The organism is Caproicibacterium sp. BJN0003 (assembly GCF_026314295.1).
Taxonomy (GTDB): Bacteria; Bacillota; Clostridia; order Oscillospirales; family Acutalibacteraceae; genus Caproicibacterium.
In genome coordinates, this window is record NZ_CP111108.1 from 1,730,085 (window position 1) to 1,757,064 (window position 26,980).

The window sequence follows — 26,980 nt, forward strand, 5'->3', positions numbered from 1 at the left end:
AGGGAGCGATCGGCCAATAGTGCCGGTGCGGTAAAAATCAGGTTGAATGAAGGGATCTCCTAGAATCTTAGATTCTTCTCGGTCCCTCAAACAAGTTCCTGCTATCCAGCAGTCTACTCAAAGTTTCGCTTTATGATTATGAAACCGGAACCAAAAAGGTCCCGGTTTCACAATCAACCACTTGAGTTGTTCAATAGAGGATATGCTCCAAATTAGTAGCAAATACCTTGTGCCAGCATTGCGTCAGCAACTTTCTTGAAGCCTGCAATGTTTGCGCCGGCAACAAGGTTGTAGCCTAGGCCATACTCTTCTGCTGCTGCAACGGAAGAATCATAGATGTTCTTCATGATGTTGTGCAGACGCTCGCCAACTTCTTCTGCTGTCCAGCAGATATGTTCTGCGTTCTGGCTCATTTCCAATCCGGATACTGCAACGCCGCCTGCATTTACTGCCTTGGACGGTGCTACGATCATATCTTTCTGACCCATCAAATATACCAGTGCTTCGTTGGTTGTCGGCATATTTGCAACTTCGATGTAGTATTTAATATGATTATTGACAATCTTCTTTGCTTCTTCAAGGTTTACATCGTTCTGCGTTGCACACGGCATTACGATGTCAACTTTGCGCTCCCAAGGTTTCTTGCCGGGAACAAACTCGCAATGGAACTTGTCAGCATAATCCTGAACCTTGTCGTGGCCGCTTGCACGCATCTGAAGCATGAAGTCCAATTTCTCTTTGGTTGTTACACCATCGGGATCATAGATGTAGCCGTCCGGGCCGGACAGAGTAACTGCCTTGCCGCCGAGCTGTGCAATCTTTGTTGCTGCGCCCCATGCTACGTTGCCGAAGCCTGCCAGTGCAATGTTCTTTCCTTTGACTTCTTCGCCTTCGTGACGGAGAACTTCTTGCAGATAGTAAACAGCTCCGAATCCGGTTGCTTCCGGACGGACCAAGCTGCCGCCATAGGACAAGCCCTTGCCGGTGATGGTTCCGTTTTCAAAAGCTCCGCGGATGCGGCGATACTGACCATACAGGTAACCAATTTCACGTCCGCCAACTCCAAGATCGCCTGCCGGAACATCAACATCTGGTCCGATATGACGATACAGTTCGGTCATAAAGGACTGGCAGAAACGCATCACTTCTCCATCGCTCTTTCCGCGAGGATCAAAGTCGGAACCGCCTTTTGCACCGCCCATCGGCAGTGTTGTCAAGCTGTCCTTGAATGTCTGCTCAAAGCCCAGGAACTTCACGATCGAAAGGTTTACGGAAGGAGCAAACCGGAGTCCGCCCTTGTAAGGTCCGATGGCGCTGTTGTACTGTACACGGAATCCACGGTTTACCTGTACCTTACCTGCATCATCTACCCATGTTACACGAAACTGGATTACACGCTCAGGCTCAGCCATACGCTCGAGCAGTGCAGCTTTTTCATATTCCGGATGAGCATCCACAACCGGTGCCAATGAAGAATAAACTTCTTCCACCGTCTGCAGGAATTCAGGCTCATTCGCATTTTTCTTTTTCAGGTCAGCAATCACTCTGTCAACATACTTGCTCATAGTTTTGATTTACCTCCGTTTGTTAATACTTTTGTTCCTTTTCCTACAAAAAAAGCCTTCTTCTTTTCATAAACTCTTTTAAGTTATTGAAAAAAAGCTCGTTTTGCTGTCTTGAAGTCAATCCAAAGCAAACTTTTGCACAGCAAAGCAAAAATTTTTGTACTGCATCGTCTCTTTTACAATTACTGCAAAACTGTAAAATACATTTATGCGGTACAACGCCACATGGCTCTGAAAACAGCTCTTAGGTATTAATCTATCTTAATATTTCAACACCTTACCACTTGTTTTCATCTATATTGTTCAGGTGACTTTCAGAATTCTACAAAAAAATACAGATCATCAAAAATATTTTTGCACTTTTGACGTAATCAACAGTTTCTTTCTCAACTATTCATCACAATCACAAAAATATTTCTCTTCCTTTTTGAATCTTCTGAAAGCTTCTCAACTTTAGCCATCGGATTGACTCCCTTTTCTTGCCTCACCCCCTTTCCTTGCTTTTTCATCTCTTCTGACCTCTTTTTACCCTTGTTCCGTCAGGATCATCAAGCCATCTATGAATTTCTTAATATTGATCTTTCCTCCGCGCTCTCGTTTCCCTCGTATAAAATCCATCTCTGCACGAATCTCTTCAAACGGAAACAGGCTCCCTGAGTAGCGCTCAAACGTCTCGTTCATAGCAAAAAATGAAAACATCCGAAAATGTTTTCATTTTTGCAGACAGAAATATAAACTTAAGCCACAAAGTTTATAAAGGCTGTAATAATAATTGCATTGAAGAAGTCAATAAACATACCACCAACAATGGGGAGAATGAAGTATGCACGAGGTGCAGGACCATATTTGGAAGTTACAGCATCCATATTGGCCATGCCGTTTGGAGTGGCGCCCATGCCAAATCCACAATGGCCAGCGGCCAAAACAGCAGCTTCGTAATCTTTGCCCATAATTCTGAATGTTACAAAACGAGCATACACAAACATCAGCACGCACTGTGTAAGCAAGATTACCAACAGCGGCAAAGCCATTGCAGCCAACTGCCACAACTTCAAATCACAAAGAGCTTCTGCCAAGAAGATTTGTAAACCAATATCGCCTAAAACAGCTATCTCTTGCGGACGAGTTGCAAAAGCTTTTCCGGAATCTGATTTGAAAATATTACGCATCAAAACAGCAATTAACATAGAACCAATGTAAGCAGGGACTGTAAAACCAGTCTTATTAATCAGCAGCGATACAACGTTGCCAATACCAATTGCAATTGCAATCTGGAAAAAGGCATCACAGAAATTACGACTGCTAATCGGTTCTACTTTTCCGGTAAGTGCTTCAAGATCTCCTGCTGACTCTCCATTGCTCTCTGCTTTAGGATGAAGATCATATTTACTAATCAATCCCGCTGCAGTAGGTCCGCCAATCAAACTGCCTGAAATTAATCCAAATGTTGCAGCAGCAACTGCAATCGTAGTCGCTCCTTGCAGCCCTGCTTGCTCCATTACAGGTCCGTATGCAGCAGATGTAGCATGACCACCAGTCATAGAAACAGAACCTGCGCACAAACCTAACAATGGATTCTGTCCCATTGCACTCGCAATTCCAGCACCGACAGCATCCTGAATAATACAAAGGACAGCAGAGATAATTAAGAAAATAACAACTCCGATTCCTCCTTTTTTCAGGACCTCAACACTTGCACTGAATCCGATCGTCGTGAAGAACAAAATCATAAAAAGATCTTTAAAATCCATTCCCAGGGTAAACATGAAGGCTCCGGCTTCATAACCAATCAAGTTTACAATAGCAAAAATCAAGCCGCCAACGACTGGAGCAGGAATACAAAATTTCTTTAAAAAGCCAACTTTGTTAACTATAAAACGTCCACATAGCAAAACAAAAACACATAAACCTAACGTCTGATAAGCGTTAAGCTTTATTTCCAAAGGTGTCATATCTAACTTTCCTCCCAATAAATTTCATCTAAACAGCAACACAATCAATCAATCTACGCTTGCTTTCTTTCTCCTAAAAAATGATCAACAGCAGATCATTTCCTTTTTATCACCTAAAAAGTTACAACACGCATTTGATTTCATTCAGAATCTTAAAAATTGTTTTAGTTTGAATTTTCTTGGGCTGTAATTGGATATGCAGTTTTAATCCCCAATTTTTTTACCAAAGCATCATAAGGAGAGGCTACACCACTCGTAAAAATCCTCAGTGATCCTTTGCCAGAAACATTCAATAAATCTTTCGATTTTAAGTAATCATGCACTGCTTGTGCCTGCTCAACAGCTGGATTAATAAAGGTCATCCCGCTAGGAGATACTTCTTCGAATGTATTTGTAACAATTGGGTAATGCGTACAGCCCAAAATAATATGTTTTATATTCCGGTCCTGTTCAAGTAACTTTTTCACATGTAATGAAACTTCGTCTGTAATTTCCTTCCCCTCATATTTTCCCTGATCAATCAAAGCAGCTAAATTAGGGCTTCCTTCTCCATAAACCTTCATAGAAGGATTATATTGATGGATTAAATTTTGATAAACCCCAGTTTTAATCGTGAATGCAGTAGCGATAATTCCTACTACATCCAGATTTTCTTTTGCTATCTTTTGAGATGCAGGTTGCACTATTCCAATAATTGGGAAAGGGAAATCGGTTTGAAACTGATCAATAATGGTCGAAATTGTATTACAAGCTACAGCCACTAATTTAACATTTTCTTTTTGTAGAAATTTAAGCATCCGACATGTAAGTGAAACTATCTCATCTTGAGAACGATTTCCATATGGACAGTTCGCACTATCTCCGTAGTACACAAGATTTTCCCCCGGTAGTAAACGTTGCAGTTCTTTTACTACCGTTAATCCACCCACCCCGGAGTCAATGACTCCGATTGGATTTTCTTCTTGCACACTTCTCACTTCTCTTTCGTAAAACAGAATTGCTTCATAAACAAAACAGGTCTTTTTAAGCTTGCCCCGTTGACTATCTGCCTGCATGTATATGAAAACGTTTTGAAAACTTTTCGTATCAAATTATCGATCACAAAATAAAAAACATCTTTTTGCATTGCTCGACTTCGATACTAAAAGCCTCCCATTTTCATTTTTACAAAAGATCGCTTTGGATTAAACTTTATCTTATTATAACTAATCTAAATTAAAAAATCAATAACTTTAGAGACTTTTTCTATAATATCGTCCATATGATCGCATTATTTTATTTATCATACAATAATTTGTTAAAAAACTGTAAAATAAGTACTATAAGGAATTTTTTATTTTTGACTTATTCTCCAAAAGTTACTCCGATAAAAATTGTTAAATAATTTAGGGCATTATGTCCATTTTTTAGAGAGAAGTAATTCAAAACCAATTCAGCCTTAAACAATTTCATTGACTATTTAAAATTTTCCAACAGAATATTTTATCATGTCTTTCACTTCGTATCTTTTTAATTTTCTATTTAAACCTTATCATTTAATTGCTTTTTCTTATAAATTTAGGCATCCTTTTTAACCAAAAAAGTTTATAGATTCTACAATGAAATCAATTTATTTCATTCATAAAGTTTTAAGTGATTTAAAGTTCGAGCATTAAAATTTTTTTAGATGGTTCAATACTAGTAGACAAAAAAATTTTTTAATTATTAACACTCTTCAAAGTCAGCTGTTTCAATGCAATCAAAATTAATATTTTTAATTTGTTTTGATTTTGTAAATCTTTTCCTTTTTTCAATATACCAAACGAATTCTTCATCCCATTCTAATCAAAAAGGCACCCGATTTTCTCGGGTGCCTTTTTTGCATAAGAAAACAGACAGAGCTTGTTGGGAACTCTGTCTGTTATTAGGGAGCGATCGGCCAATAGTGCCGGTGCGGTAAAAATCAGGTTGAATGAAGGGATCTCCTAGAATCTTAGATTCTTCTCGGTCCCTCAAACAAGTTCCTGCTATCCAGCAGTCTACTCAAAGTTTCGCTTTATGATTATGAAACCGGAACCAAAAAGGTCCCGGTTTCACAATCAACCACTTGAGTTGTTCAATAGAGGATATGCTCCAAATTAGTAGCAAATACCTTGTGCCAGCATTGCGTCAGCAACTTTCTTGAAGCCTGCAATGTTTGCGCCGGCAACAAGGTTGTAGCCTAGGCCATACTCTTCTGCTGCTGCAACGGAAGAATCATAGATGTTCTTCATGATGTTGTGCAGACGCTCGCCAACTTCTTCTGCTGTCCAGCAGATATGTTCTGCGTTCTGGCTCATTTCCAATCCGGATACTGCAACGCCGCCTGCATTTACTGCCTTGGACGGTGCTACGATCATATCTTTCTGACCCATCAAATATACCAGTGCTTCGTTGGTTGTCGGCATATTTGCAACTTCGATGTAGTATTTAATATGATTATTGACAATCTTCTTTGCTTCTTCAAGGTTTACATCGTTCTGCGTTGCACACGGCATTACGATGTCAACTTTGCGCTCCCAAGGTTTCTTGCCGGGAACAAACTCGCAATGGAACTTGTCAGCATAATCCTGAACCTTGTCGTGGCCGCTTGCACGCATCTGAAGCATGAAGTCCAATTTCTCTTTGGTTGTTACACCATCGGGATCATAGATGTAGCCGTCCGGGCCGGACAGAGTAACTGCCTTGCCGCCGAGCTGTGCAATCTTTGTTGCTGCGCCCCATGCTACGTTGCCGAAGCCTGCCAGTGCAATGTTCTTTCCTTTGACTTCTTCGCCTTCGTGACGGAGAACTTCTTGCAGATAGTAAACAGCTCCGAATCCGGTTGCTTCCGGACGGACCAAGCTGCCGCCATAGGACAAGCCCTTGCCGGTGATGGTTCCGTTTTCAAAAGCTCCGCGGATGCGGCGATACTGACCATACAGGTAACCAATTTCACGTCCGCCAACTCCAAGATCGCCTGCCGGAACATCAACATCTGGTCCGATATGACGATACAGTTCAGTCATGAAGGACTGGCAGAAACGCATCACTTCTCCATCGCTCTTTCCGCGAGGATCAAAGTCGGAACCGCCTTTTGCACCGCCCATCGGCAGTGTTGTCAAGCTGTCCTTGAATGTCTGCTCAAAGCCCAGGAACTTCACGATCGAAAGGTTTACGGAAGGAGCAAACCGGAGTCCGCCCTTGTAAGGTCCGATGGCGCTGTTGTACTGTACACGGAATCCACGGTTTACCTGTACCTTACCTGCATCATCTACCCATGTTACACGAAACTGGATTACACGCTCAGGCTCAGCCATACGCTCGAGCAGTGCAGCTTTTTCATATTCCGGATGAGCATCCACAACCGGTGCCAATGAAGAATAAACTTCTTCCACCGTCTGCAGGAATTCAGGCTCATTCGCATTTTTCTTTTTCAGGTCAGCAATCACTCTGTCAACATACTTGCTCATAGTTTTGATTTACCTCCGTTTGTTAATACTTTTGTTCCTTTTCCTACAAAAAAAGCCTTCTTCTTTTCATAAACTCTTTTAAGTTATTGAAAAAAAGCTCGTTTTGCTGTCTTGAAGTCAATCCAAAGCAAACTTTTGCACAGCAAAGCAAAAATTTTTGTACTGCATCGTCTCTTTTACAATTACTGCAAAACTGTAAAATACATTTATGCGGTACAACGCCACATGGCTCTGAAAACAGCTCTTAGGTATTAATCTATCTTAATATTTCAACACCTTACCACTTGTTTTCATCTATATTGTTCAGGTGACTTTCAGAATTCTACAAAAAAATACAGATCATCAAAAATATTTTTGCACTTTTGACGTAATCAACAGTTTCTTTCTCAACTATTCATCACAATCACAAAAATATTTCTCTTCCTTTTTGAATCTTCTGAAAGCTTCTCAACTTTAGCCATCGGATTGACTCCCTTTTCTTGCCTCACCCCCTTTCCTTGCTTTTTCATCTCTTCTGACCTCTTTTTACCCTTGTTCCGTCAGGATCATCAAGCCATCTATGAATTTCTTAATATTGATCTTTCCTCCGCGCTCTCGTTTCCCTCGTATAAAATCCATCTCTGCACGAATCTCTTCAAACGGAAACAGGCTCCCTGAGTAGCGCTCAAACGTCTCGTTCATGAAATCTTCTATTCCAAGATGCGCGAGATTACACATTCCCGCAGCAATCGCCCGCCGAACCCGCTGTTCCATATTCTGGGGAGTTCTGGTAAGTGTCTTAAAAAGCTGCCCCAGACTAATCTGCGATAAAGAAACATGATTTTCCCGCAGATACTGGCACATTTTTAAAATATCCTCGCTGCCCCGTTCTCCAGACATTCCCAACTGATTTAATATGTATTGATAGCGGCGCATGGAAAAGTTGTCCTTTTCCTCTTTTCTCGCAGGCGAAAGAGCTGTATCTTTCTGAAAAATATTGCGAATATTGGAAAGCGTCTTTTCATTCTCAATCTGATTGATAGTATTCCCAATCACCGTTTTTACTTCAATCACATTAATTGGTTTACTAATAAAGAAATCAATCCCCGCATGATAGGCTTTTCCAATCAGTTTTTTATCAGATACCTGTGAAATCATAATACATTTGGCATGGCAATTCATTTCTCTTAGGTTTTGAACAATTTCAATTCCATCTTTTTCGGGCATCAGAAAATCAACAAGAATCAGATCCGGATTGTGGGATAGGATTTCCTGCTCATCAGGGACTTTTCCTCCAGAATCTCCGCAGATTTCTCCCAAATGATATTCTTCAATAATATCTTCAAGAATATCGATCACCGTCTGGTCGTCTTCCACTATATAAATATTCAAAAGCTATCCCTCCAATGACGCAATGGGAATCGTAATCCGAAATTCCGTTCCCGCTTCCAAAGCCGAACGGACCTCTAATCTTCCGTGAAATTCTTCTTCCACGGCTGCCTTAACACCTGCCAGACCGACGCCACGGTATATATTTCCGGTTTGCTTATCGAATTTTGTGGAAAATCCCATTTGAAAAATTTTCGTCAGATTCTTCTCTGCAATTCCCGGGCCATCATCCCGCACTGAAAACACATAAGAATCGCCTTCCTGTTGTTCAAAAATTTCAATCAGCCCCGAAGAACGCACCGAAGCAATCGCTTCAATCGCATTGTTTTCGAGATTTTTAAGAATCGCCATAAGAGAATAATGTTTATCTGTAAGAAAATCCTTTTGATAACGAAAATCCAGTTTAATATCCAAATTTTTGGACTCCATCATTCGATAAGTGGATTCCTGCAAAATATTCAGGATATCTTTAAGGTGCATCTTCTTTTCAGGATACTGTTCATCAACCTCTTTTTCAATTCCCTGAATAATCCTAAGATAATCTTTTTTGATCTCATGCACATCCCGTGCAATCGCTAAAGACAGCTTTTGTGTTTCCTGCGGAACATCCAAATCGGAAAGCATCTCATATAAATGATAGGCATTCCCCATGATTGCCTCTACATTTTCAGTGTTTTTGCGCATAAAATAAAGTTCAGTTTTGAGGCCAGTTGTCATCAAAAACAAACGCTGATATCGCTTTTCATGTTCTTCTTTCGTGAGCAATGTCCGATAACTCTTTAGGAGAATCAGTAAAACCACTACAATGATAGTTCGAATTGCAGCAACTTCAAACAGATAGAGAACTCTTTCTGCCTGTACTAATGTAAAAAACAGCTTACTGCGAACCAGTGTTTCAAAAAGATTGGAAATAAAATCACAGCCGAAAGCTGCCAAAGTCAAGCGGGTAACGGAAGCCGTATACTTATTTTCGACCATCATTTCAAAAAGGAGGCCATAACACAAAAAGAACAGTGCTCCTGGGAGAATCGTTTGTATGCTGCCAATGGCTCCTTGTCCATTTATAATGGCCAATACCCAGCGAAAAAGGAATACCATACAGGAAACGCATCCACAGGTTGCAAGTGAACTTTCTTCCTTATTAATCGTTGTCAAAAAAATCGGCAAAATAGCAACAGCCAAAGAAACACGAAAATCATCGAGAAAAATATTCCAGTAAATTTGAGAGATTACTGCAGTGACAGCCCCTGTCAGAAGATTCATCTTCCATTGCCTTCTGCGATTCATGAGTAACCCGAATCCTTTCTGAAATTTCAGCAAAATCCAATCATACAAATTTCACATCATAAAGAGTTCCAAAATCTCTCGTATTTCGAAAATAAAGTAGGGAGTCACAGCTGAAATATTAAATAAATTATAACATATCCAAAAGCAAAACAGAATAGCTCTTTTGAATTTCTTTGTAAAGTGAACTAAATCTACTGATAATTTTGTCTTTGTCGTTTTTTCCCTGATATCTGCCCCTAATCTTTATTTTCTAAAAATTTTTGCAGTACCAAAAAGCGACCTGATTGATTCTTGCTCTACTTAAAAACATCTGTACAAAGCCATTCTTTCAGGTCGATTAAGGAGTTAAAAACTCGATCATAAAAAGGTTCCAATTCCTTATTAGGGGCCACCTGATCAGGTATCATCACAACAAACATGCCGGCACGACGGGCAGATTGAAGTCCATTGGGGGAATCTTCTATCGCAATTGTTTCTTGAGGATCGGTTCCAAGGGCTTTACAGGTATTACAGTAAATTTCAGGATTCGGTTTACTATGCTTAACCGTATCTCCCGTTACGACCACTTTAAAATAATCTTCGATCCCCACTTCTTTTAAATGTGCAATCGTTTTTACTCGCCTAGTGGAAGTCGAAAGAACCACAGGAATTTTTGCTTCTTTTAAGTAAGATAAAATTTCTAAAACACCGGGCTTCATTGGAAGTCCCTCTTTTAAAAGTTCTCCATCAAAAATTTCCGAGCAACGAGTACGAAAGTCATCATAAGGAAAGTCATTCCCATATTTTTCAAAAAATAAGGCTCTGGTATCCTCATAATTAAGTCCCATTGCACGGTTTAAAAGACTCTCGACTCCCGGGAGATTCCATTCTTTTCCAACCTGAGTCCATGTGCTTTTACTAATTCGTTCTGTATCAAATAAAACACCATCCATATCGAATGCAATCGCTTTGATCATAAAATAACTCCTTCTCAGTTACTGCAGCTAACTAAATAGAAAAGCAGCCACGGAATCATTGGAACCAGAAAGCCCCATTTAAATTGCCTCATCACCGCAACATACTCTCGAATCACTGCGCTGGGCCAATAATAAAGAGCTGTTTTGCTCCCGACGCCCTGCGCATCAATTCCAATCTTCCTGGCATAAAGGCTTGTCCGAAACACATGGTAATTACTGGTGACAAAAACGCAGTGATATGGCCTTCTAATTGGATCGAGCAATTTGCGACAAAGCTGAAGATTTTCAAAAGTTGTCTTTGATTCTTTCTCCATAAGAATTTTGGGATTTGGAATTCCTCTCTTAATCAAATAATCCCGCATCGCCTCTGCTTCTGAGATTGTCTCATCTGCTCCTTTTCCACCGGAAACCACAAATTTTGCCCGGCAGCCACCTTTTCGATAGACCTCTATTCCCTTTTCAATTCTACCTGCCAAAAGCGGTGAGATCTGGTTCCCATGGAGCAGACCCGCTCCATGAATAATCACATAGTCACATTTTACTTCTTTCGGTAGTTGACTATATAAAAAAGAATAGAGCAAAAACGCGACAAAGGTAAAACCGATATAAGCACTTAAACAGAGGATCAAAACAATCAGTGCCTTTTTATTTGTTGACAAGTTTTGTTCTACTAAAGCCATATAAAGGAGTAAACCCACCACCAAAAAGATTGCCATACCGGCCCCAAATGACAGCAAATTCTGAATTCGTCTGCCTTCTTTTCTCACCATAATGACGCCGTTGATCAGAAGAAAAACTGCCACTGCCAAAACGCTGAGTGGAATTACAATTACAAGAATTAGAGATAAAATGGTTGCAATTAACGGAGTACGATCGCTTTCCATCATGATCCCGGAAAAGAGAAAAAAAATCGTTGTCAGGAGAAATATGCTGTTGCGAAACCGACGTGGTTCTCGAATAATTGAGCTCAACGTCAAAGCACCGCAGATGACTGCAAAAAACAAAAAGATCAATTTTTTCTCCTCTCCAGGTCTATTTTACAGCCCTATTTTTAAAATTCCTCTCAAAAAAAGAGACTTTTTTAAAGCCTCTTTTTAAATTTTCTTTCCTGCAAGCACTTCTTTATAATCTTTTAGATTTTCTTCCAGAAGTCTTGGCGTATTCAGCCCATACGGACATTTTTTCATACAGGCACCACAATGCAGGCAATTTTCTATTTTTTTCATCTTTTGCTGAAATTCCTGTGTTAAATATGCTTTAGAAGGGGCTCTTCTTAAAAGCAGCGACATTCTGGCGCAGTTATTGATCTCAATTCCTGCAGGACACGGCATACAATAGCCACAGCCGCGGCAGAAATCCCCCTGCAAAGTTTTTCGATCCTCATCGATTATTTTTTCATATTCCGAATTCATTTTCGGAGGATTCTCCTGAAAAGATAAAAACTCATCCAATTCCGACTCGCGCTGAATCCCCCAGAGTGGAAGCACCTGCGGAAACTCGCTTAAATAAGCATAGGCGGCCCCCGCATTATGAATCAATCCGCCAGAAAGTGCTTTCATCGCTAAAAATCCCATGTTTTTCTCTTTTGCGCCATTGACAATCTCCAAGTCTTTTTGCGTTGCAAGATAACAAAATGGGAACTGAATTGTATCATAAAGCCCGGAATCAATCGCTTCTTTGGCAACCGAAAGGCGATGATTGGTAATTCCGATAAAGCGGATTTTTCCCTGTTTTTTTGCTTTTTCCATCGCCTCGTAGAGCCCTGTCCCATCTCCCGGTTTTGGACAAAAAGAAGGGTTATGGAATTGGTAAATATCAATATAGTCGGCTTTAAGCTTTAAAAGGCCGGTATCAAGATCTTTCCAGAATCCCTCTGCTGTCAAAGACGGCGTTTTGCTGGAAATATAGACTTTTTCGCGCATATCAGAAAATGCGGCACCGAGCTTTTCTTCACTATCAGAATAACTGCGTGCTGTATCAAAGAAGGTAATGCCGCCCTCATAAGCTCGTCTTAAAAGGTGAACTGCCTCCGGTTTTGAAATCCTCTGAATCGGCAATGCGCCAAATCCATTTTTGCTCACCGTAATGCCGGTTTTGCCCAAAACGACTTTTTCCATTATAATACCCTCTTTTTTTTAAAATCAGATCTGTTTTATTATAATAAAAATTGACAAAAAGCGCAATCTTTTTCCCGGAATTTGAGAGGATTTCTCTTGACAAATTTTAAAGTGCTTTTTACCATAATCTTATTTAAAGCCGAAAGGAAGCCCTCATTTTGGACGAATTAACAAAAGCTTATTTTTTTGCACAAAAAGCACATCTTGGGCAAGTAGACAAAGGCGAAAACGACTATTTTCTGCACCCGCTTGCAGTTTCCGGAAAAGTAAAAGAGATTCCTTTAAAAGTAATCGCTCTGCTCCATGACGTGATCGAAGATACTGTTTTAACCGCAGAGGATTTAAAATCTGCAGGCTTCTCGGAACGAACAATTTTGGCGGTAACAGCACTCTCCCGCAAAAAAGACGAATCCTATGATGATTATCTTCTGCGTCTTTCTACAAATCAGGATGCAGTCATTGTAAAGATTGCCGATCTGGAACATAACGCTGATCTTTCCAGGATTTCCACTCCCACTCAAAAAGATTTTGCGCGCACTCAAAAATATCGTGAAAAACTTTGTTTTCTCAAGAAAATACGGAAGAACTTTTGACCGATACTATTTTTTCCTTCTGCTCTTTTGCTTCCTCTGCAAAGGTATCCCGGGCAATCTCTCCACTGAGTGCCAAAAGGCAGAGCAAATTTGGTCCTGCCATTAAGCCATTCATAATATCAGAAAAAGTCCATACCGCTTCCAACGGTATGGTTGCCCCCACAAGGACAGCAATCGTATAAATGATTCGGTAAATTTTGCGGTAAGAAAGTTTCGGTAATAAGTATTCCAGCGCTTTCTCCCCATTATAGGCCCAACCAATAATGGTGGAAAAAGCAAACAAAGTTATTCCAATTGCAATGAGCTTTCCTCCAAAAGGTCCAAGGATCGTTTCAAAAGCAACAATGGTCAAAGCCGCCCCTTCAACCGGGTTTCCATTAGGATCGGTAATGCCCAATACGCCGGAAGCAACGATTGCAAGCCCAGTTATCGTACAGATGACAGTGGTATCAAAAAAGACTCCGGTCATGCTGAGATAGCCGATTTCTACAGGGTTTTCCGAAGAAGCTGCCGCTGCTGTAAATGTAGCGGACCCCATCCCCGCCTCATTGGAAAAAACACCGCGGGCAATTCCCCATTCCGCTGCTCGCTGCATCGAAGCCAAAATCGTTCCGTCCACTCCTGCTGCCGCAGCTTTGGGGGAAAATGCAAGGCGAAAAATCTCAACAACTCCGCTGGGAAGATTTTGAAAATTTCCAAGAATCACAATTGTTCCACCGATCAAATAAAGGATTGACATGGCCGGAATCAAAACGGAGGAAATTTTAGAAATACTGCGAATTCCTCCAATCAAAATAATAAAAGTCAACACCATCAGCACGATTCCGCTGATGGCCGGCGAAACTCCAAAAGTAACATAAAGTGCTTCCGATGCAGAATTTGCCTGCGTCATATTTCCGATTCCAAAGGAGGCGAGCACTGCAAAAGCCGCAAAGAGAATTGCTAGTATTTTTCCTATAAAATGAAAAGGAAAACGTTCCTGCAGCGGATACATTGATCCTCCAATTATTTCCCCCAATTTATTTTTTCTGCGGTACTTTGCTGCCAACATACATTCGGCATATTTTGTAGCAAGTCCTAAGAGTGCTGAAATCTCCATCCAAATCAGCGCTCCCGGTCCGCCCAAAACCAATGCGGTAGAAACTCCAACAATATTCCCTGTGCCTATGGTAGAGGCAAGCGCCGTCATCAAAGCAGAAAAGGGGGAAATCCCACCGTCTTTTATCGTACTGCGTGCTTTTGGACTAAGCGCAAAGTGCAAAGATTTTGAAAGGTTTTTCCACGGCAAAAAGCGAAGGCGCAAAGTTAAAAAAACTCCGGTTCCCATAAGCAAAGTCAATAGTCCCGGCCCCCAGATAAAAGCATCAACCGTCTTTAAAAAATACAAAATCAGCGCCTCCAAAACGATCAAAATAAGCCTTATCATTCTTATGAAACCTCCTTTCAAAATATCCGTCAGGAAAATAAACAAGCATTCCTAAAATAAGCTCTAAAAATATGCTTAATAGATTGTTGATTTTCCCAATATACAAAACCGACTTCGTTTGTTAAAATATAAACGAAATAAACGAACTGATCGAAAAGATTTCATAATTCTGCTTAGAATGCAGTTTTATGGAAAAGATAACGTTCAGTTTAAAAATATTTAAGGGGGAATCAAAAGATGGCACGTTTTACACTTCCACGTGATATTTACTATGGCAGAGGAACTCTGGATGTATTAAAGGAGCTCTCCGGAAAAAAGGCAATGGTTGTTGTGGGCGGCGGCTCAATGAGACGGTTTGGCTTTTTGACTAAGGTCCTCGAAAATTTAAAAGCTGCAGGCATCGAAACCCGCCTTTTCGAAGGCGTAGAGCCGGATCCTTCAGTAGAAACTGTCATGAAGGGCGCTGCGGCAATGCGCGAATTTGAACCAGACTGGATTGTTTCGATTGGCGGCGGTTCCCCAATTGATGCAGCAAAAGCAATGTGGGTCTTCTATGAGTATCCAGAAACCAAATTTGAAGATCTGATTACACCATTTAGTTTTCCAACCTTACGGAAAAAAGCGCATTTTCTTGCGATTCCTTCTACCTCCGGTACTGCAACCGAAGTAACCGCTTTCTCTGTAATTACTGATTATCAAAAAGGGATTAAATATCCGCTGGCAGATTTTAATATTACGCCGGACGTCGCAATCGTCGATCCCGATCTCGCCGAGACTATGCCTCAGAAACTAACTGCTTATACCGGCATGGATGCTCTTACTCATGCAACAGAAGCTTACGTCTCTAAACTTCATGGTCCCTTTACTGATCCTTTAGCACTCAAAGCAATCTCGATGGTTTTTAAATATTTACCGGATTCTTATAAGGGTGATCATGAAGCCCGTGAGCAGATGCACTATGCACAGTGTCTTGCAGGAATGGCATTCTCCAACGCACTTTTGGGAATTGTTCATTCAATGGCACATAAAACCGGCGCGGCATTTTCTACCGGACATATTCCACACGGTTGTGCCAACGCTATTTATCTGCCTTATGTCATTCAATATAATGCAAAGGATCCCGAAGCGTTAGAGCGTTACCATGAAATTGCCGATATGCTGGGAATCGAAGGCGATAAAAAATCTCAGGTATTCAGTCTTTGTGAGCGTATCTGGAGTTATAATGACCATTTCTCAATTCCGCGTACATTAAAAAGTTTTGGAATTGATGAAGATGAATTTAAGCAGAAGCTTTCCAAAATTTCAGAAGACGCAATTGGTGATGCCTGCACTGGTTCCAACCCGCGCTCTATCACACCAAAAGAAATGGAGCATTTATTTACCTGCATCTATTATGGAACACCGGTAGATTTCTGATTTTTGCTTTTAGTCTCTTATAATTTGTAACCCCCTATTTTTAATATCAGTGTAGGAAAGCTCACGCACTTTCCGCACAAAAAAAGCCGGACGGAAATTTCCGTCCGACTTTTTTTACCTTTTTTTAAAAAACCAACGTACCAAGGTCTCCGGTTTCCAAAATTAAAATCTGTTCTTCAAATCCAGTTTTAGCATTGATATAAACCAATACCTGATCTCCATTATCTCCATCGCATAAAAATTCCCAGCATAGCGTTTCTGTAGATCCCTTTGTGGGAATCAGAGAAAGTCGATGAGATTTTACCGTCAAATGCGGACTAACCTTTTCCTGTGCTTGTTCTACAGAAAGTTCCGGCGACGGAATTTCTCTCTCTTTATGGTTCATAATATATCCGGTAGCATTATATTCTGTAATTTCTCCATTATCCAGTGCGACAGATACCTTGATTAAATCCGGGTAACAACAGGCATCTCCCTGCTGAAATGCAAAATTAAAAGTCACTCTTCCATCATGCTGCACATAATAGCGCTCTGTCATATTGGACAGTCCCCGTGAAGATAGAAAATTCTCCGCTGATGTTTTCGCATCTTCTACGCTGACGTTTTCTTCTGAGATTTCCCGGGTATTTTCGTAAGTGACTACCTCTCCTCCCTGTTTAGAAACGCTCACTGTTGCACTTTCTAACGTAAAATTATAAGTGGGAAGATTTCCTTCCGTATCCTGTGTATGATCAAGCGAATTCACATCAATTCCCAGAAACTTTTCTGCGTTGAGCGCTGCGTTTCCCTGAGAGATCTCTTCTTTTCCTTCCAAAAATTGAGGCTTTTTCTGCATAACTTCATCAGAAAACGGTCCATCATAAATGAGGGATGGAAAATCCGTAAAATCCTCCGCCGTCTCTTTTAACTGATCTGAAAATTGCCCATCAAAGACTGGTTTTACATCCGTTAAATCTTGATTCAAAGTCTGGGCATATTTGGAAAGCTGTTTCATGGTATCATACTGTTCGTCTGTAATTTGCTTTCCGGCGCTGACTTCCTCAGAAAGCGTCATAGAGAAATCTCCCACCTGTGTGATAAATTTAGAAACTGTATTGAGAGAATCGTCATCGATTGGCAAAGCGCTCAAAGCCCCTTTTGCCAGGCTTGTCTGTCTCACCAGCCTGGCTGCAAGTCCGGTTTGCTGTGTTGCCGTATTGGCATAGGAGCCCTTTCCCAATGTAGTCTGTACATTTTTTATGCTGTCCCGCAAGTCTCCCATTGCTCTTGTATAACTATAATTGAGATTCTGCTGCGCTGCCTTTGCTTCCATTCCGTTTTTAACTGCAAAACCACCTGCGGTCAAAACAATCGCAACCGCAACTGTGGACATAATAATTTGTTTTCGGGTCATTTTCTATAACCTCCTCTTTTCTTCTATAGTCTTTACCTCGTATTTTAGATTATACAATTATACAAATTGCAAATTGACCTCAAATGGCGTATACTATTTTTTGATTATCTATCTTTTTTTAAACAAAATCCAAATCAAATGTGGAGGAACTAAAGCATGACGATGGAGGAATTTTATAAATCCATTAAGGGTAAAACGATTGCTTTCTGTGGCTTAGGCGGAAGCAACGTTCCCCTTGCAAAAACTTTTTCGCAAAAGGGTGCAATTGTAACCGGTCGTGACCGCCGAAGCTATGAAAAGTTGGGTGATACCGCGACAGAACTAGAAAAAGCCGGCGTTCGGCTGATTCTAGGAGATGACTATCTCAATGATCTTCATGAAGAGATTATTTTCCGTACGCCTGGCATTCGCTTTCATCTTCCCGAACTGGAAACGGCACGCAAAAACGGTCAAATTGTCACAAGCGAAATGGAAGTTTTCTTTGACGTCTGCCCTTGTCCGATTTTTGGAATTACCGGCTCTGATGGAAAAACAACAACAACCAGTATTCTCGCCGAAATTCTAAAAAAATCCGGCAAGACTGTCCATGTAGGCGGCAACATCGGCACCCCACTTCTTCCAAAAGTTGAAACGATCAAACCGAATGACGTTGTGGTTGCAGAGCTTTCGAGTTTTCAGCTCATCAGCATGAGACGCAGCCCGATGGTCGGTATCGTAACAAATATTACTCCCAATCATTTGGATATGCACAAAGACATGAATGAATATATCAACGCCAAAAAGAACATCATTCTGCATCAGAATGCGTTCGGTCGAGCTGTTTTAAATTTGGATAATGAAATTTCTGCCTCCTTTGCCCCTAAAGTACGCGGTCAACTGCTATATTTTAGCCGCAAACAAAAAGTAGAACACGGCTGCTGGCTCAATAAAAACGAACAGATCATTTTTTCTGACGGGGGAAAAGATACTGTCATTCTGGATACCAAAGATATCCGGATCCCCGGCAGCCATAATATTGAAAATTATATGGCTGCAATCTGTGCTTCCTTTGGCTTTGTTTCTCCCGATGACGTAACAACCGTAGCAAAAACTTTTCCCGGCGTTGCCCACCGTGCCGAATTTGTCCGCGAACTGAATGGTGTTCGCTGGTATAATGATTCGATTGCAACAACGCCCAGCCGTACAATAAAGGGAATGCTTTCTATTTTTTCGGAAAAGCTGATTTTAATTGCCGGCGGCTATGATAAGAAAATCCCATTTGAGCCTCTAGGTCAGCCAATCTGTGACCATGTAAAGACATTGGTCCTTCTTGGCAACACAGCCCCAAAAATCGAAACTGCTGTAAAAGCTGCCGCCGGTTACAAAGACGGTGCCCCAAAAATTCTGCATGTTTCCACTCTGCAAGAGGCCGTCGACCTCTGCAACAAAGAAGCACACAGTGGCGATGTCGTTGCTCTTTCCCCCGCTTGTGCAAGCTATGATATGTTTCCAAATTTTGTGATTCGGGGCAACACCTTTAAAGAGATGGTCATGGCTCTTTAATTTTTTCAATCATTTTCAGCATTTTATCCATTTATAATTTTAATTGTTTTAATCTCTTTTTATGATTAGATAAATTTTTATTTTAATCTAATTTGTTCTTTGAAAGGACCTTTGGATTCATGAAATTAACGGATATTTTAACCCAACTATGCGAAAGCCGTGGTACCAGCGGAGATGAAGGTGCCCCCATAAAAACGGCCATCGAATTAAGCGGGCTTCCCGGCAGACGAGATACGCTCGGAAACGGCATTGTATTTTTAGGGGACCCTCATGCAAAAGAGCAGATCCTTTTGGACGCTCATATGGATCAAGTAGGACTCATTGTCACAGGAATTGATGAAGAAGGATTTCTTCATATTGACCGCTGCGGTGGTGCGGATCGAAGGGTTCTCCCGGGATGTCCTGTAACAGTCTTCGGAAAAGATTTACTCTTCGGTGTGATTGGGAATTTACCGCCGCATCTCTCTGACGGCAAAAGCGATGCCGTTCCGGCCATTACAAAGATGACGGTGGATTTAGGTCTCCCCTCTGAAAAGGTAAAATCTCTTGTAACTCCGGGAGACCGTGTAATCCCTCAATATCAACCACAAAAGCTTTTAAAAAACCGCTTTGCCTCTGCTGCTTTGGACAACCGTGCCGGTGCAGCTATTTTGATTCGCTGTATTCATCTTCTAAAAGAAGAGCCTTTATCCTGCGGTATTTCCATTCTGTTCAGCACAAGAGAGGAAATCGGCGGACAAGGTGCAGTCACAGGTGCTTTTGGGCTTTCTCCAACACGTGCTATTTGTGTAGACGTCAGTTTTGGCGATCAGCCCGGCGTACGGGAAGAAGTCAGCCTTCCTCTCGGAAAAGGGGTAATGATTGGGGTTGCTCCTGTTTTAGATCGATCGATGTATCAGAAATTGGCCTCTCTTGCTGAAAAGAGGAACATCCCCTATAAATGGGATGTTATGGGCGGTGACACCGGAACCAATTCCGATGCGATTGCAACGACACAAAGCGGAGTACACACAGCCCTTTTAAGCGTACCGCTCCGGTATATGCATACTGCCTGTGAAGTAGTCGATACCGATGATCTCGAAAATGCAGCTCAACTGATGGCTGCTTATCTGCGGGAGGTGAAATAATGGATCAAATTTTAAAGGAACTTTGCTCCATTCGTGGAATTTCCGGCGACGAAAAACTGGTGCAACAAAAAATCCTCAAAGAAATTGGGCCTTTTGCGGATTCCATTTCTATTACACCGCTTGGCAGCATTTTAGCACACAAAAAAGGAAAATATCCTGCAAAAACAAAGCTTCTTATCAGTGCACATATGGATGAAGTCGGCATGATCATCACTCATATTGGAAAAGAAGGGCTGCTTCATTTTACTACTGTCGGCGGGATTGATCCTCGAGTGCTGGCTGGACGGACCGTCAAAATCGGCGATCAAGAAATTCCCGGCGTCATCGGAATGAAACCGATTCATGTTCTTTCGGCTGCCGAACGCGAAAAGACTGTCCCCATTGAAGATTTGGCAATCGACATTGGTGCTTCTGGAAAAGAAGAAGCAAGCAGTGTTGTTTCTCCGGGAGACAGCGTCACTTTTGAACGTATCTTTTATGAAAATGGCCATACCATTATGAGTCCTGCTCTGGACGACCGCGCCGGGTGTGCAATTCTGATTTTCCTCATGCGGAAAGTGGAATGGAAATATGATACCGACTTTCTATTTGCCGTACAAGAAGAAGTCGGACTCAACGGTTCTAAAACCGCAGCATTTGCTGATCAGCCGCAGGCTTCTATCATTGTAGAAACTACGACGGCCGCAGATGTTGCCGGAATGGCTCCGGAAAATCGGGTCTGCGTTTTAGGAAAAGGCCCCGTGATTTCCTTCATGGACAAACGAACAATCTATGATCGGGAATATTGCCGCATGGCTTTTGAAGAAGCTAAAAAAGCAGGAATTCCCTGCCAGTATAAGCAGGCCGTTGCAGGCGGCAATGATGCAGGTGCCATTCATACCAGCCGAAGTGGAGTTCGCACCGTTGCCGTTAGCCTTCCAGGCCGCTATCTGCATTCTCCGATGAGTGTAATCAGCTGTAAAGACTATGAGAATGCAAAATCTCTGATTACCCTGATGGCAGAACGGATTGCCGGCGAATGATTCATCTGATACAAGACCCGCAGGAACTAGCCCCATGGGATAATTCCCCCTTAGGCTGCCGCATCTTTTCTATGGCACTGGGCTATGGAACCGAAATTCCATTTCTTCATTTCTGGGGCGAAAAATCCGGCTGTATCTCCCTGATGGATGACGTCATGACTCTTGTTGGTGATTTTGAAGATCCTTTGGAATTACGGGAATTCATTCACTTTTCGGGTGCAAAAACTGTTTTCTGTGAAAATGCCTCTCTTTCTAAAAAGCTTGGGTTTTTAGTCTCGGATCAAGGCCCCGAAATGATACGAGATTTAGAGCGCCCTACAACTCCTTGGAATCTTTCTCATCCAATTTCACTCAAAAAAATGCATGCCCTTTTAAAAGCATGTGAAACACCGTCTTTTTCGGTTCCGGATTTTGAGCCCTTTTATCTCGATCTTAATCATCGAATTCGCCATCAGACAGCCGATGTCTGGGGAATCATGGAACAGGATGATCTGATTGCATGTCTTGCAGCCTGCATATCCCCCAAAAATGCCTTGCTCTTTTCCGGCGCAGTTCATCCGGATCGACGCCAGCACGGAATTTTTTCTGCCATGATGGAGGCCGTTCCAGCTTATCTTCTGGGACGCAATCTTTTTCTCTGCTGTGAAAATTCTCTTTGTTCCTATTATCAATCGCTGGGATACCATATCTGTGGGCAATGGATTGAAATGAAGCCCTTATCTTAAAACATAACAAAGGAGATCCTCTCTTGAATTTATATCCTTATTTTAAAATTGACGATTCTATAAAAAAAGCTGCTGATCACGCTTTGCAAGAATCCGATACTCAGTTACAGAAAATTGAAAAAACAACAGATTACAATCAACAAAAAATGCTTGCCGCTTTTCTCGAAAGCGGTGTGAGTGAAAGTCACTTTGCTGCGAGTACCGGATATGGATACGGCGACCGCGGCCGGGAGGTACTGGATCAAGTCTATGCAAAAGCCTTAGGCGCTGAAGATGCACTGGTGCGTCATAATTTTGTCTCTGGAACACATGCGTTAACCGTAGCTTTGTTTGGCGTTCTGCGACCGGGAGACACCATGCTCTGCGTAACCGGACTACCATATGATACCCTTCAAAGCGTCATTGGTCTAACCGGCGATGGAAATGGTTCTCTAAAAGAGTTTGACATTCACTATGAACAGGTCGATTTGACTCCCGACGGAAAGCCTGATCTTCCCGCAATTGCTAAGCGGGTCCATGAGCTTCAACCTAAGATGGTCTATATCCAAAGAAGCCGTGGCTACAATTTGCGTCCTTCTCTTTTCGTCGAAGAAATTGAAGAAATTATTCGTGTGTGCAAAAAACAAGCGCCAAACTGTATTGCAATGGTAGATAATTGCTATGGTGAATTTGTAGAAAAAGAGGAACCCACTTCTCATGGTGCCGATCTTATGGCAGGCTCTCTTATCAAAAATCCAGGCGGTGGTATTGCTCCCACCGGAGGCTATATTGCAGGCAGAAAAGATTTGGTTGAAAGCTGTGCCTATCGGTTAACGACCCCCGGAACAGGGCGTGAAATCGGATGTACATTAGGACATAACCGAGAGCTTTTTATGGGCGCTTTTCATGCTCCTCATGTGACTGGAGAAGCTCTTAAAACGGCCGTCTTTACCTCTGCCCTATTTTCTCAATTTGGGTATGAAACTTCTCCGCGTTGGGATGAACCGCGTGCTGATATTATCCAAACACTGCTGCTGCGTAATGAAAAATCATTAATTGCCTTTTGTCAAGGCGTTCAAAAAGGAGCCCCGGTAGATGCTTTTGTAACACCGGAACCATGGGATATGCCCGGTTATGACAGCAAAGTGATCATGGCAGCCGGCGCTTTTACTTTGGGAGCTTCTATTGAACTTTCCGCCGATGCGCCTTTGCGTACTCCATGGGCCGCATGGATGCAAGGTGCTTTGAATTTTCACAGCGGACGTTTAGGAGCAATGTTGGCAGCACAATCTATGCTAGAACAAGGGCTTTTAGGAAAATAAAGTTGCAATCCAGCTTTATTTTTGATAAAATAAGGGCACCGGTATTTTTACTGCTGCTCATATGCGGGTATGGTGGAATTGGCAGACACGCCAGATTTAGGTTCTGGTGCCAACAGCATGCAGGTTCAAATCCTGTTACCCGCACCATGCCGAGTGTTCTTATAGCATTTGAAAGTGCTGTAAGAACACTCGCTTTTTTATATGCTTATCCTGCCATCTGCGCTTGGGAGTAGCTTACGGCTACTCCTTTTCTCGTCTGTATCAGAACGTCCGGTTCCGGCAGAGATGAAACATCTGGTATTTCAATGGAACCGATACAATTATAATGAATGGTCAGCTTCTGGACGTATACGCCGTTTACCTTCTCAGCCTGATGGACTTCAATGTGATCGATCAGTTCGTTCAGCATACGCGGTGTGAGCTTTCTGGCTCTGGTATATTTACGCACAGTGGCAATGAACATATCCGTGCCCACAGATTGACGGCTTTCTTTATCAAGCTCGGCCCTCAGCGTTTTTATCCGCCCTGCTAATCCGCTCTGCTCATCTTCATACTGCTTGGTCATTTTTGAAAACCGCTCGTCGGAAATTTTCCCGGCCACATTGTCCTCATACATTCGATCAAACAGTCGGTCAATCTCTTTATCGCGGGCCAACAGAGCATTGTATCCTTTTTGCTTTTTCTGCCGCTCAAGTTCCACCGTTTGCTGAGAATGTCCCATAACCGCTTTGACAAATTCATCTTCATACTTGCTCGCAAATTTTGTGAGCCTGTGGATTTCTCCCAGTACGACCTGTTCCAGAAAGTCAACGCGGATATAATGGGTAGAAGTGCAAGTGCCGCGGTTGCCTTTGTAGTTGGAACAGTTGAAATACTTGATGTCCGGGTTGCCCTGATTGAAGTGATAATGCAGATTGTGACCGCAGTCGGCACAGACAAGCAAGCCGGAGAACATATTGGTTTCTCCCTCATTGGTTTTCCGCTTACGGATTTTGCCTCGCTTCTGCTGTACTTTTTCCCATGAAGCGCGGTCAATGACCGGATCGTGCACATCCTTAAAGATAACCCAATTGTCACGGTCGTTTTCAATCCGTTTCTTATTCTTGTAAGATTTGCTGTATGTCTTGAAATTGAGTACGTCACCGCAATACTCCTGCAGAGAGAGAATCTTGGTAATGGTAGAACTGTTCCACTTCGTGGGTGGTGCGTCTTTATGCTTGCCGGGGCGGTTGACACCTCGTGTCTGCCAATAAGATATTGGAGTCAGGATACTATCCCTTTCCAGCGCGGCGGCGATTTGTTCCGGCCCAAAGCCGTCCAGCGTCATTTGGTAGATGCGGCGAACGACGACGGCGACTTCCTCGTCCACAATCCAGCGCTTGGAATTGTCCGGATCCTTGATGTAACCATAAGGCGGTTGTCCCATCGGTTCTCCGGCATTTCCCTTGATTTTATTGCTTATGCGCCGTTTTTTGCTGATATCACGGGCATACCACTCGTTAAACAGATTGCGAATCGGTGTCAGTTCATTCTCTCCCTCGGCGGTATCCACATTGTCGGAGACCGCGACAAGCCTTATGTCGTGATCGGGGAGAAATTCCTCCGTGAGTTTTCCAACCTCAATGTAGTTTCTGCCCAAGCGCGACATATCTTTTACGAAAACAGCCGCTGCATGGCCTTCCTCAAGTTCTTGAATCATCGCCACAAAACCGGGCCGCTCCATTGTGACACCGGAAATGCCATCGTCCGAGAAGTGGACAAGGTTGGTATATCCCTTTTCTTTGGCAACCTTGATTAAAAGTTTTTTCTGATTGCTTATGCTGTAGCTTTCACCCTCAAGATTGTCATCGCGTGACAGCCGCTCATAAAGAAAGGCTGTGTCTTCCCGGTTCTTTCTCCTATTTGACCGTTTCATAAATTCTCCTTTCCGGCAGTCAAATAAGCAGTATTTACAGGGTAAGGTATATCATATCGACCGCCGATTGTCACGCTTGCCGCATTGTCACTTATTATCAAAGCCGATCTGCGTCGGCCCTCATCAGTTTCATTAAAATGGTTCCTAGTGTGTCATGCCCTTCTGTTTGAAAAACGGGTTCGACAATGAAAGTCTTGCCGTTCACCTTATAGGTAGATGTTTTATCTAAACGATTGTGTCCGGAAGCGCCGGGCGGTATATTGCTGTTGCAGGCAGCAAATTTCGCACTTCTCATCGTAATACCTCCGTCTAAATAAAAACAGCCGCGCCGTCTATTTTCATATTTGCATAGCTCGACAGGGCAATGTATGGAATGACGGCGTCGCTTTTTTTCGTAATTACAAACAGATAACCCGGACGGGCGGCGGCTTGTCCGCCCCATAGGAATTTCACCTTTCCCCATTCTGATGGCAAAGCGTTCTCATTGCCTGCGACGGCTCACGGTCTAAATGGCCGCTTCACGCTCGGACTGTGACTGAACGCAAGTATCCGGGTTTGTGTGCTTTATCCGGCGGGGCCAAGTCCCGTCCCGCCTGCGGCATGGGCCTTGTCGCTCTCTCCATCCTCTGGCGATGGAGGTCATGGCGGGCCTGTCTCTCGGCACACGTACCCTTCTTATCCGGGTATCTTTTTATTCAGCTTTCAATGTACAACGAGGAAAAAGTATCCTCTACTACTTAGGACGGAAAAAGGCGTTTTGTGGCCTCCCTCTCCCAGTAAATTTGCAAAAAAACATCCCACAGTTTTTTTGAACTGCGGGACGCTTTCTTATATTGTGCAAGCTATTCAATTTCCGGAGAAAGATTTCGGAATAAATCGCAATCGTAAAAGTCTATGATACACAAATCTAATCCGTCGCACAGCTTCTTGACCGTGACCGCACTCACATCCCGGCGCTCCGGCTGCAACATGCTGTATACGGTCGAGGGCGTGACGCCAGCTAATCGCGCAAGCTGCGTATAAGATATGCCGCGCTCTGTGCATAATTGTCGAAAGCGTTCCACAATCGCGTCTTTGATCTTCATGCCCTCACCACCCTTTCAGTAATCTCAAAACAAGCATAACAGTTCATACGCAAATACGTATACGCACTTGCGTATGAACTGCTTTTCTGCTAAACTGATTCTGAAAGGGAACGGCCCCGTCATTTGACGGGGCCGCCCGAAAAATACGTTACTCGGTGAGGTACTTTTGCAGTTGGACAAGGGCGCGCTCAATGGAACGGCCTACCGTTCTGAAATCGACTTTTTCCAGTTTGGCAATCTGGCGGTATGTCAGGTTGTCCACAAAATGCAAAAGCAGCCTCCGGCGCTGTGCTTCTGAAAGTCTGTTGACCGCCGCATAAAGCTGGCGGTAGCTTTCCATCCTAATTAGGAGATCGGCGGCGTCCGCCTGTGGATGATTCATAGCCGCGTCAGTCAAACCGCCTATGAAATCCACGTAATCAAGATGTCGCCTGTCTTGCCGCCTTTGGGAACGGATTTGCCGGTCGGACTGCTCCAACAGTTCTTTGACCGGGGTTGAAACCTCAACACAAATCCTGTTTCCATTGGCGGTTTTGTATGTGATCGTTACAAGGGACTTGTCCATTATGTTACCTCCGTTCAATTGGGTCGTGGGTTGACGGCTGATGAACGGAGGACGGCGGGGAACGGCAACTGGGGCAAATATGCTGCACAGGCCCGAAGTGATAGGGTTTGCCCCGCGATACCGAAACAAGGAACAAAAAAACACCTGTGCGGGGG

At 42.7% G+C, this 26,980-nt stretch carries 26 protein-coding genes and 1 tRNA gene; 8 read left to right on the plus strand and 19 right to left on the minus strand.

The window, feature by feature from the left end; genetic code table 11:
- Nucleotides 1–212: 212 nt before the first annotated feature.
- The 12 genes from gdhA (OP489_RS08510) to OP489_RS08565 all read right to left on the minus strand — a co-directional run bounded on the left by gdhA (OP489_RS08510) (nucleotide 213) and on the right by OP489_RS08565 (nucleotide 12,715).
- A complete protein-coding gene (gdhA, locus tag OP489_RS08510) occupies nucleotides 213–1,565 on the minus strand; it encodes an NADP-specific glutamate dehydrogenase (protein WP_266161539.1) in 1,353 nt (450 codons plus the stop codon).
- A 386-nt stretch (nucleotides 1,566–1,951) separates the two neighbouring features.
- A complete protein-coding gene (locus OP489_RS08515; protein WP_266161540.1) occupies nucleotides 1,952–2,074 on the minus strand; it encodes a hypothetical protein in 123 nt (40 codons plus the stop codon).
- A 16-nt stretch (nucleotides 2,075–2,090) separates the two neighbouring features.
- A complete protein-coding gene (locus tag OP489_RS08520) occupies nucleotides 2,091–2,264 on the minus strand; it encodes a DNA-binding domain-containing protein (protein ID WP_266161541.1) in 174 nt (57 codons plus the stop codon).
- Between the two features lie 38 nt (nucleotides 2,265–2,302).
- Nucleotides 2,303–3,517 (minus strand): sodium/glutamate symporter, encoded by a 1,215-nt coding sequence (gltS, locus tag OP489_RS08525; RefSeq protein ID WP_266161542.1) that lies wholly within the window; start codon nucleotides 3,515–3,517, stop codon nucleotides 2,303–2,305.
- A gap of 164 nt (nucleotides 3,518–3,681) precedes the next feature.
- Nucleotides 3,682–4,572 (minus strand): glutamate racemase, encoded by an 891-nt coding sequence (gene murI, locus OP489_RS08530; RefSeq protein ID WP_266161544.1) that lies wholly within the window; start codon nucleotides 4,570–4,572, stop codon nucleotides 3,682–3,684.
- 1,062 nt (nucleotides 4,573–5,634) lie between these two features.
- Nucleotides 5,635–6,987 (minus strand): NADP-specific glutamate dehydrogenase, encoded by a 1,353-nt coding sequence (gdhA, locus tag OP489_RS08535; RefSeq protein ID WP_266161539.1) that lies wholly within the window; start codon nucleotides 6,985–6,987, stop codon nucleotides 5,635–5,637.
- A gap of 386 nt (nucleotides 6,988–7,373) precedes the next feature.
- Complete coding sequence (locus OP489_RS08540) at nucleotides 7,374–7,496, minus strand: hypothetical protein (protein ID WP_266161540.1); 123 nt, start codon at nucleotides 7,494–7,496, stop codon at nucleotides 7,374–7,376.
- 16 nt (nucleotides 7,497–7,512) lie between these two features.
- Entirely contained in the window at nucleotides 7,513–8,358 is an 846-nt protein-coding gene (locus tag OP489_RS08545) for a response regulator (protein ID WP_266161546.1), read from the minus strand.
- 3 nt (nucleotides 8,359–8,361) lie between these two features.
- On the minus strand, nucleotides 8,362–9,618 hold the full coding sequence (locus OP489_RS08550; protein WP_266161547.1) for an ATP-binding protein: 1,257 nt from the start codon (nucleotides 9,616–9,618) through the stop codon (nucleotides 8,362–8,364).
- A 320-nt stretch (nucleotides 9,619–9,938) separates the two neighbouring features.
- Entirely contained in the window at nucleotides 9,939–10,598 is a 660-nt protein-coding gene (locus tag OP489_RS08555; RefSeq protein ID WP_266161548.1) for an HAD family hydrolase, read from the minus strand.
- A gap of 14 nt (nucleotides 10,599–10,612) precedes the next feature.
- Nucleotides 10,613–11,611, minus strand: coding sequence for a YdcF family protein (locus OP489_RS08560; RefSeq protein ID WP_266161549.1), 999 nt, complete (start codon nucleotides 11,609–11,611; stop codon nucleotides 10,613–10,615).
- 81 nt (nucleotides 11,612–11,692) lie between these two features.
- Complete coding sequence (locus OP489_RS08565; protein ID WP_266161550.1) at nucleotides 11,693–12,715, minus strand: aldo/keto reductase; 1,023 nt, start codon at nucleotides 12,713–12,715, stop codon at nucleotides 11,693–11,695.
- Between the two features lie 158 nt (nucleotides 12,716–12,873).
- Between OP489_RS08565 and OP489_RS08570 the strand changes: the two genes are divergently transcribed.
- On the plus strand, nucleotides 12,874–13,308 hold the full coding sequence (locus OP489_RS08570) for a GTP pyrophosphokinase (protein WP_266161551.1): 435 nt from the start codon (nucleotides 12,874–12,876) through the stop codon (nucleotides 13,306–13,308).
- Here OP489_RS08570 and OP489_RS08575 read toward each other — a convergent pair.
- Complete coding sequence (locus OP489_RS08575) at nucleotides 13,283–14,734, minus strand: alanine/glycine:cation symporter family protein (RefSeq protein ID WP_266161552.1); 1,452 nt, start codon at nucleotides 14,732–14,734, stop codon at nucleotides 13,283–13,285. The genes OP489_RS08570 and OP489_RS08575 overlap by 26 nt on opposite strands.
- Nucleotides 14,735–14,971: 237 nt before the next feature.
- Between OP489_RS08575 and OP489_RS08580 the strand changes: the two genes are divergently transcribed.
- Complete coding sequence (locus OP489_RS08580) at nucleotides 14,972–16,150, plus strand: iron-containing alcohol dehydrogenase (RefSeq protein ID WP_266161553.1); 1,179 nt, start codon at nucleotides 14,972–14,974, stop codon at nucleotides 16,148–16,150.
- Nucleotides 16,151–16,274: 124 nt separating this feature from the next.
- Here the strand turns inward: OP489_RS08580 and OP489_RS08585 are convergent, their stop codons facing one another.
- On the minus strand, nucleotides 16,275–17,543 hold the full coding sequence (locus OP489_RS08585; RefSeq protein ID WP_266161554.1) for a PepSY1/2 domain-containing protein: 1,269 nt from the start codon (nucleotides 17,541–17,543) through the stop codon (nucleotides 16,275–16,277).
- Nucleotides 17,544–17,699: 156 nt separating this feature from the next.
- On the opposite strand from OP489_RS08585, the gene murD reads away from it, so the two are divergent.
- The 6 genes from murD (at nucleotide 17,700) to OP489_RS08615 (ending at nucleotide 23,407) form a co-directional block, all read left to right on the plus strand.
- Nucleotides 17,700–19,085, plus strand: coding sequence for a UDP-N-acetylmuramoyl-L-alanine--D-glutamate ligase (gene murD / locus OP489_RS08590; RefSeq protein ID WP_266161555.1), 1,386 nt, complete (start codon nucleotides 17,700–17,702; stop codon nucleotides 19,083–19,085).
- 119 nt (nucleotides 19,086–19,204) lie between these two features.
- Nucleotides 19,205–20,212 (plus strand): M42 family peptidase, encoded by a 1,008-nt coding sequence (locus tag OP489_RS08595; protein ID WP_266161557.1) that lies wholly within the window; start codon nucleotides 19,205–19,207, stop codon nucleotides 20,210–20,212.
- Nucleotides 20,212–21,234, plus strand: a complete 1,023-nt coding sequence (locus OP489_RS08600) for a M42 family metallopeptidase (RefSeq protein WP_266161559.1) — start codon at nucleotides 20,212–20,214, stop codon at nucleotides 21,232–21,234. The genes OP489_RS08595 and OP489_RS08600 overlap by 1 nt, the downstream gene beginning before the upstream one ends.
- Nucleotides 21,231–21,959, plus strand: coding sequence for a GNAT family N-acetyltransferase (locus OP489_RS08605; protein ID WP_266161560.1), 729 nt, complete (start codon nucleotides 21,231–21,233; stop codon nucleotides 21,957–21,959). The genes OP489_RS08600 and OP489_RS08605 overlap by 4 nt, the downstream gene beginning before the upstream one ends.
- 23 nt (nucleotides 21,960–21,982) lie before the next feature.
- Entirely contained in the window at nucleotides 21,983–23,260 is a 1,278-nt protein-coding gene (locus tag OP489_RS08610) for an aminotransferase class I/II-fold pyridoxal phosphate-dependent enzyme (RefSeq protein ID WP_266161561.1), read from the plus strand.
- 63 nt (nucleotides 23,261–23,323) lie between these two features.
- Nucleotides 23,324–23,407 (plus strand) — tRNA-Leu (locus OP489_RS08615).
- 58 nt (nucleotides 23,408–23,465) lie between these two features.
- On the opposite strand, the gene OP489_RS08620 is transcribed toward OP489_RS08615, so the two are convergent.
- From OP489_RS08620 to OP489_RS08640, 5 genes are all read right to left on the minus strand, one after another.
- Complete coding sequence (locus OP489_RS08620; RefSeq protein ID WP_266161562.1) at nucleotides 23,466–25,175, minus strand: recombinase family protein; 1,710 nt, start codon at nucleotides 25,173–25,175, stop codon at nucleotides 23,466–23,468.
- Between the two features lie 97 nt (nucleotides 25,176–25,272).
- Nucleotides 25,273–25,470 carry a hypothetical protein gene (locus tag OP489_RS08625; protein WP_266161564.1) on the minus strand — a complete coding sequence of 66 codons (198 nt, stop codon included), beginning with the start codon at nucleotides 25,468–25,470 and terminating at the stop codon, nucleotides 25,273–25,275.
- Nucleotides 25,471–25,484: 14 nt separating this feature from the next.
- Nucleotides 25,485–25,649, minus strand: a complete 165-nt coding sequence (locus OP489_RS08630; RefSeq protein ID WP_266161566.1) for a hypothetical protein — start codon at nucleotides 25,647–25,649, stop codon at nucleotides 25,485–25,487.
- A 368-nt stretch (nucleotides 25,650–26,017) separates the two neighbouring features.
- On the minus strand, nucleotides 26,018–26,260 hold the full coding sequence (locus OP489_RS08635; RefSeq protein ID WP_266161567.1) for a helix-turn-helix domain-containing protein: 243 nt from the start codon (nucleotides 26,258–26,260) through the stop codon (nucleotides 26,018–26,020).
- Between the two features lie 148 nt (nucleotides 26,261–26,408).
- The gene (locus OP489_RS08640; protein WP_266161569.1) at nucleotides 26,409–26,825 is read right to left on the minus strand and encodes an RNA polymerase sigma factor; all 417 of its coding nucleotides are present in this window, start codon (nucleotides 26,823–26,825) and stop codon (nucleotides 26,409–26,411) included.
- Nucleotides 26,826–26,980: the final 155 nt, after the last annotated feature.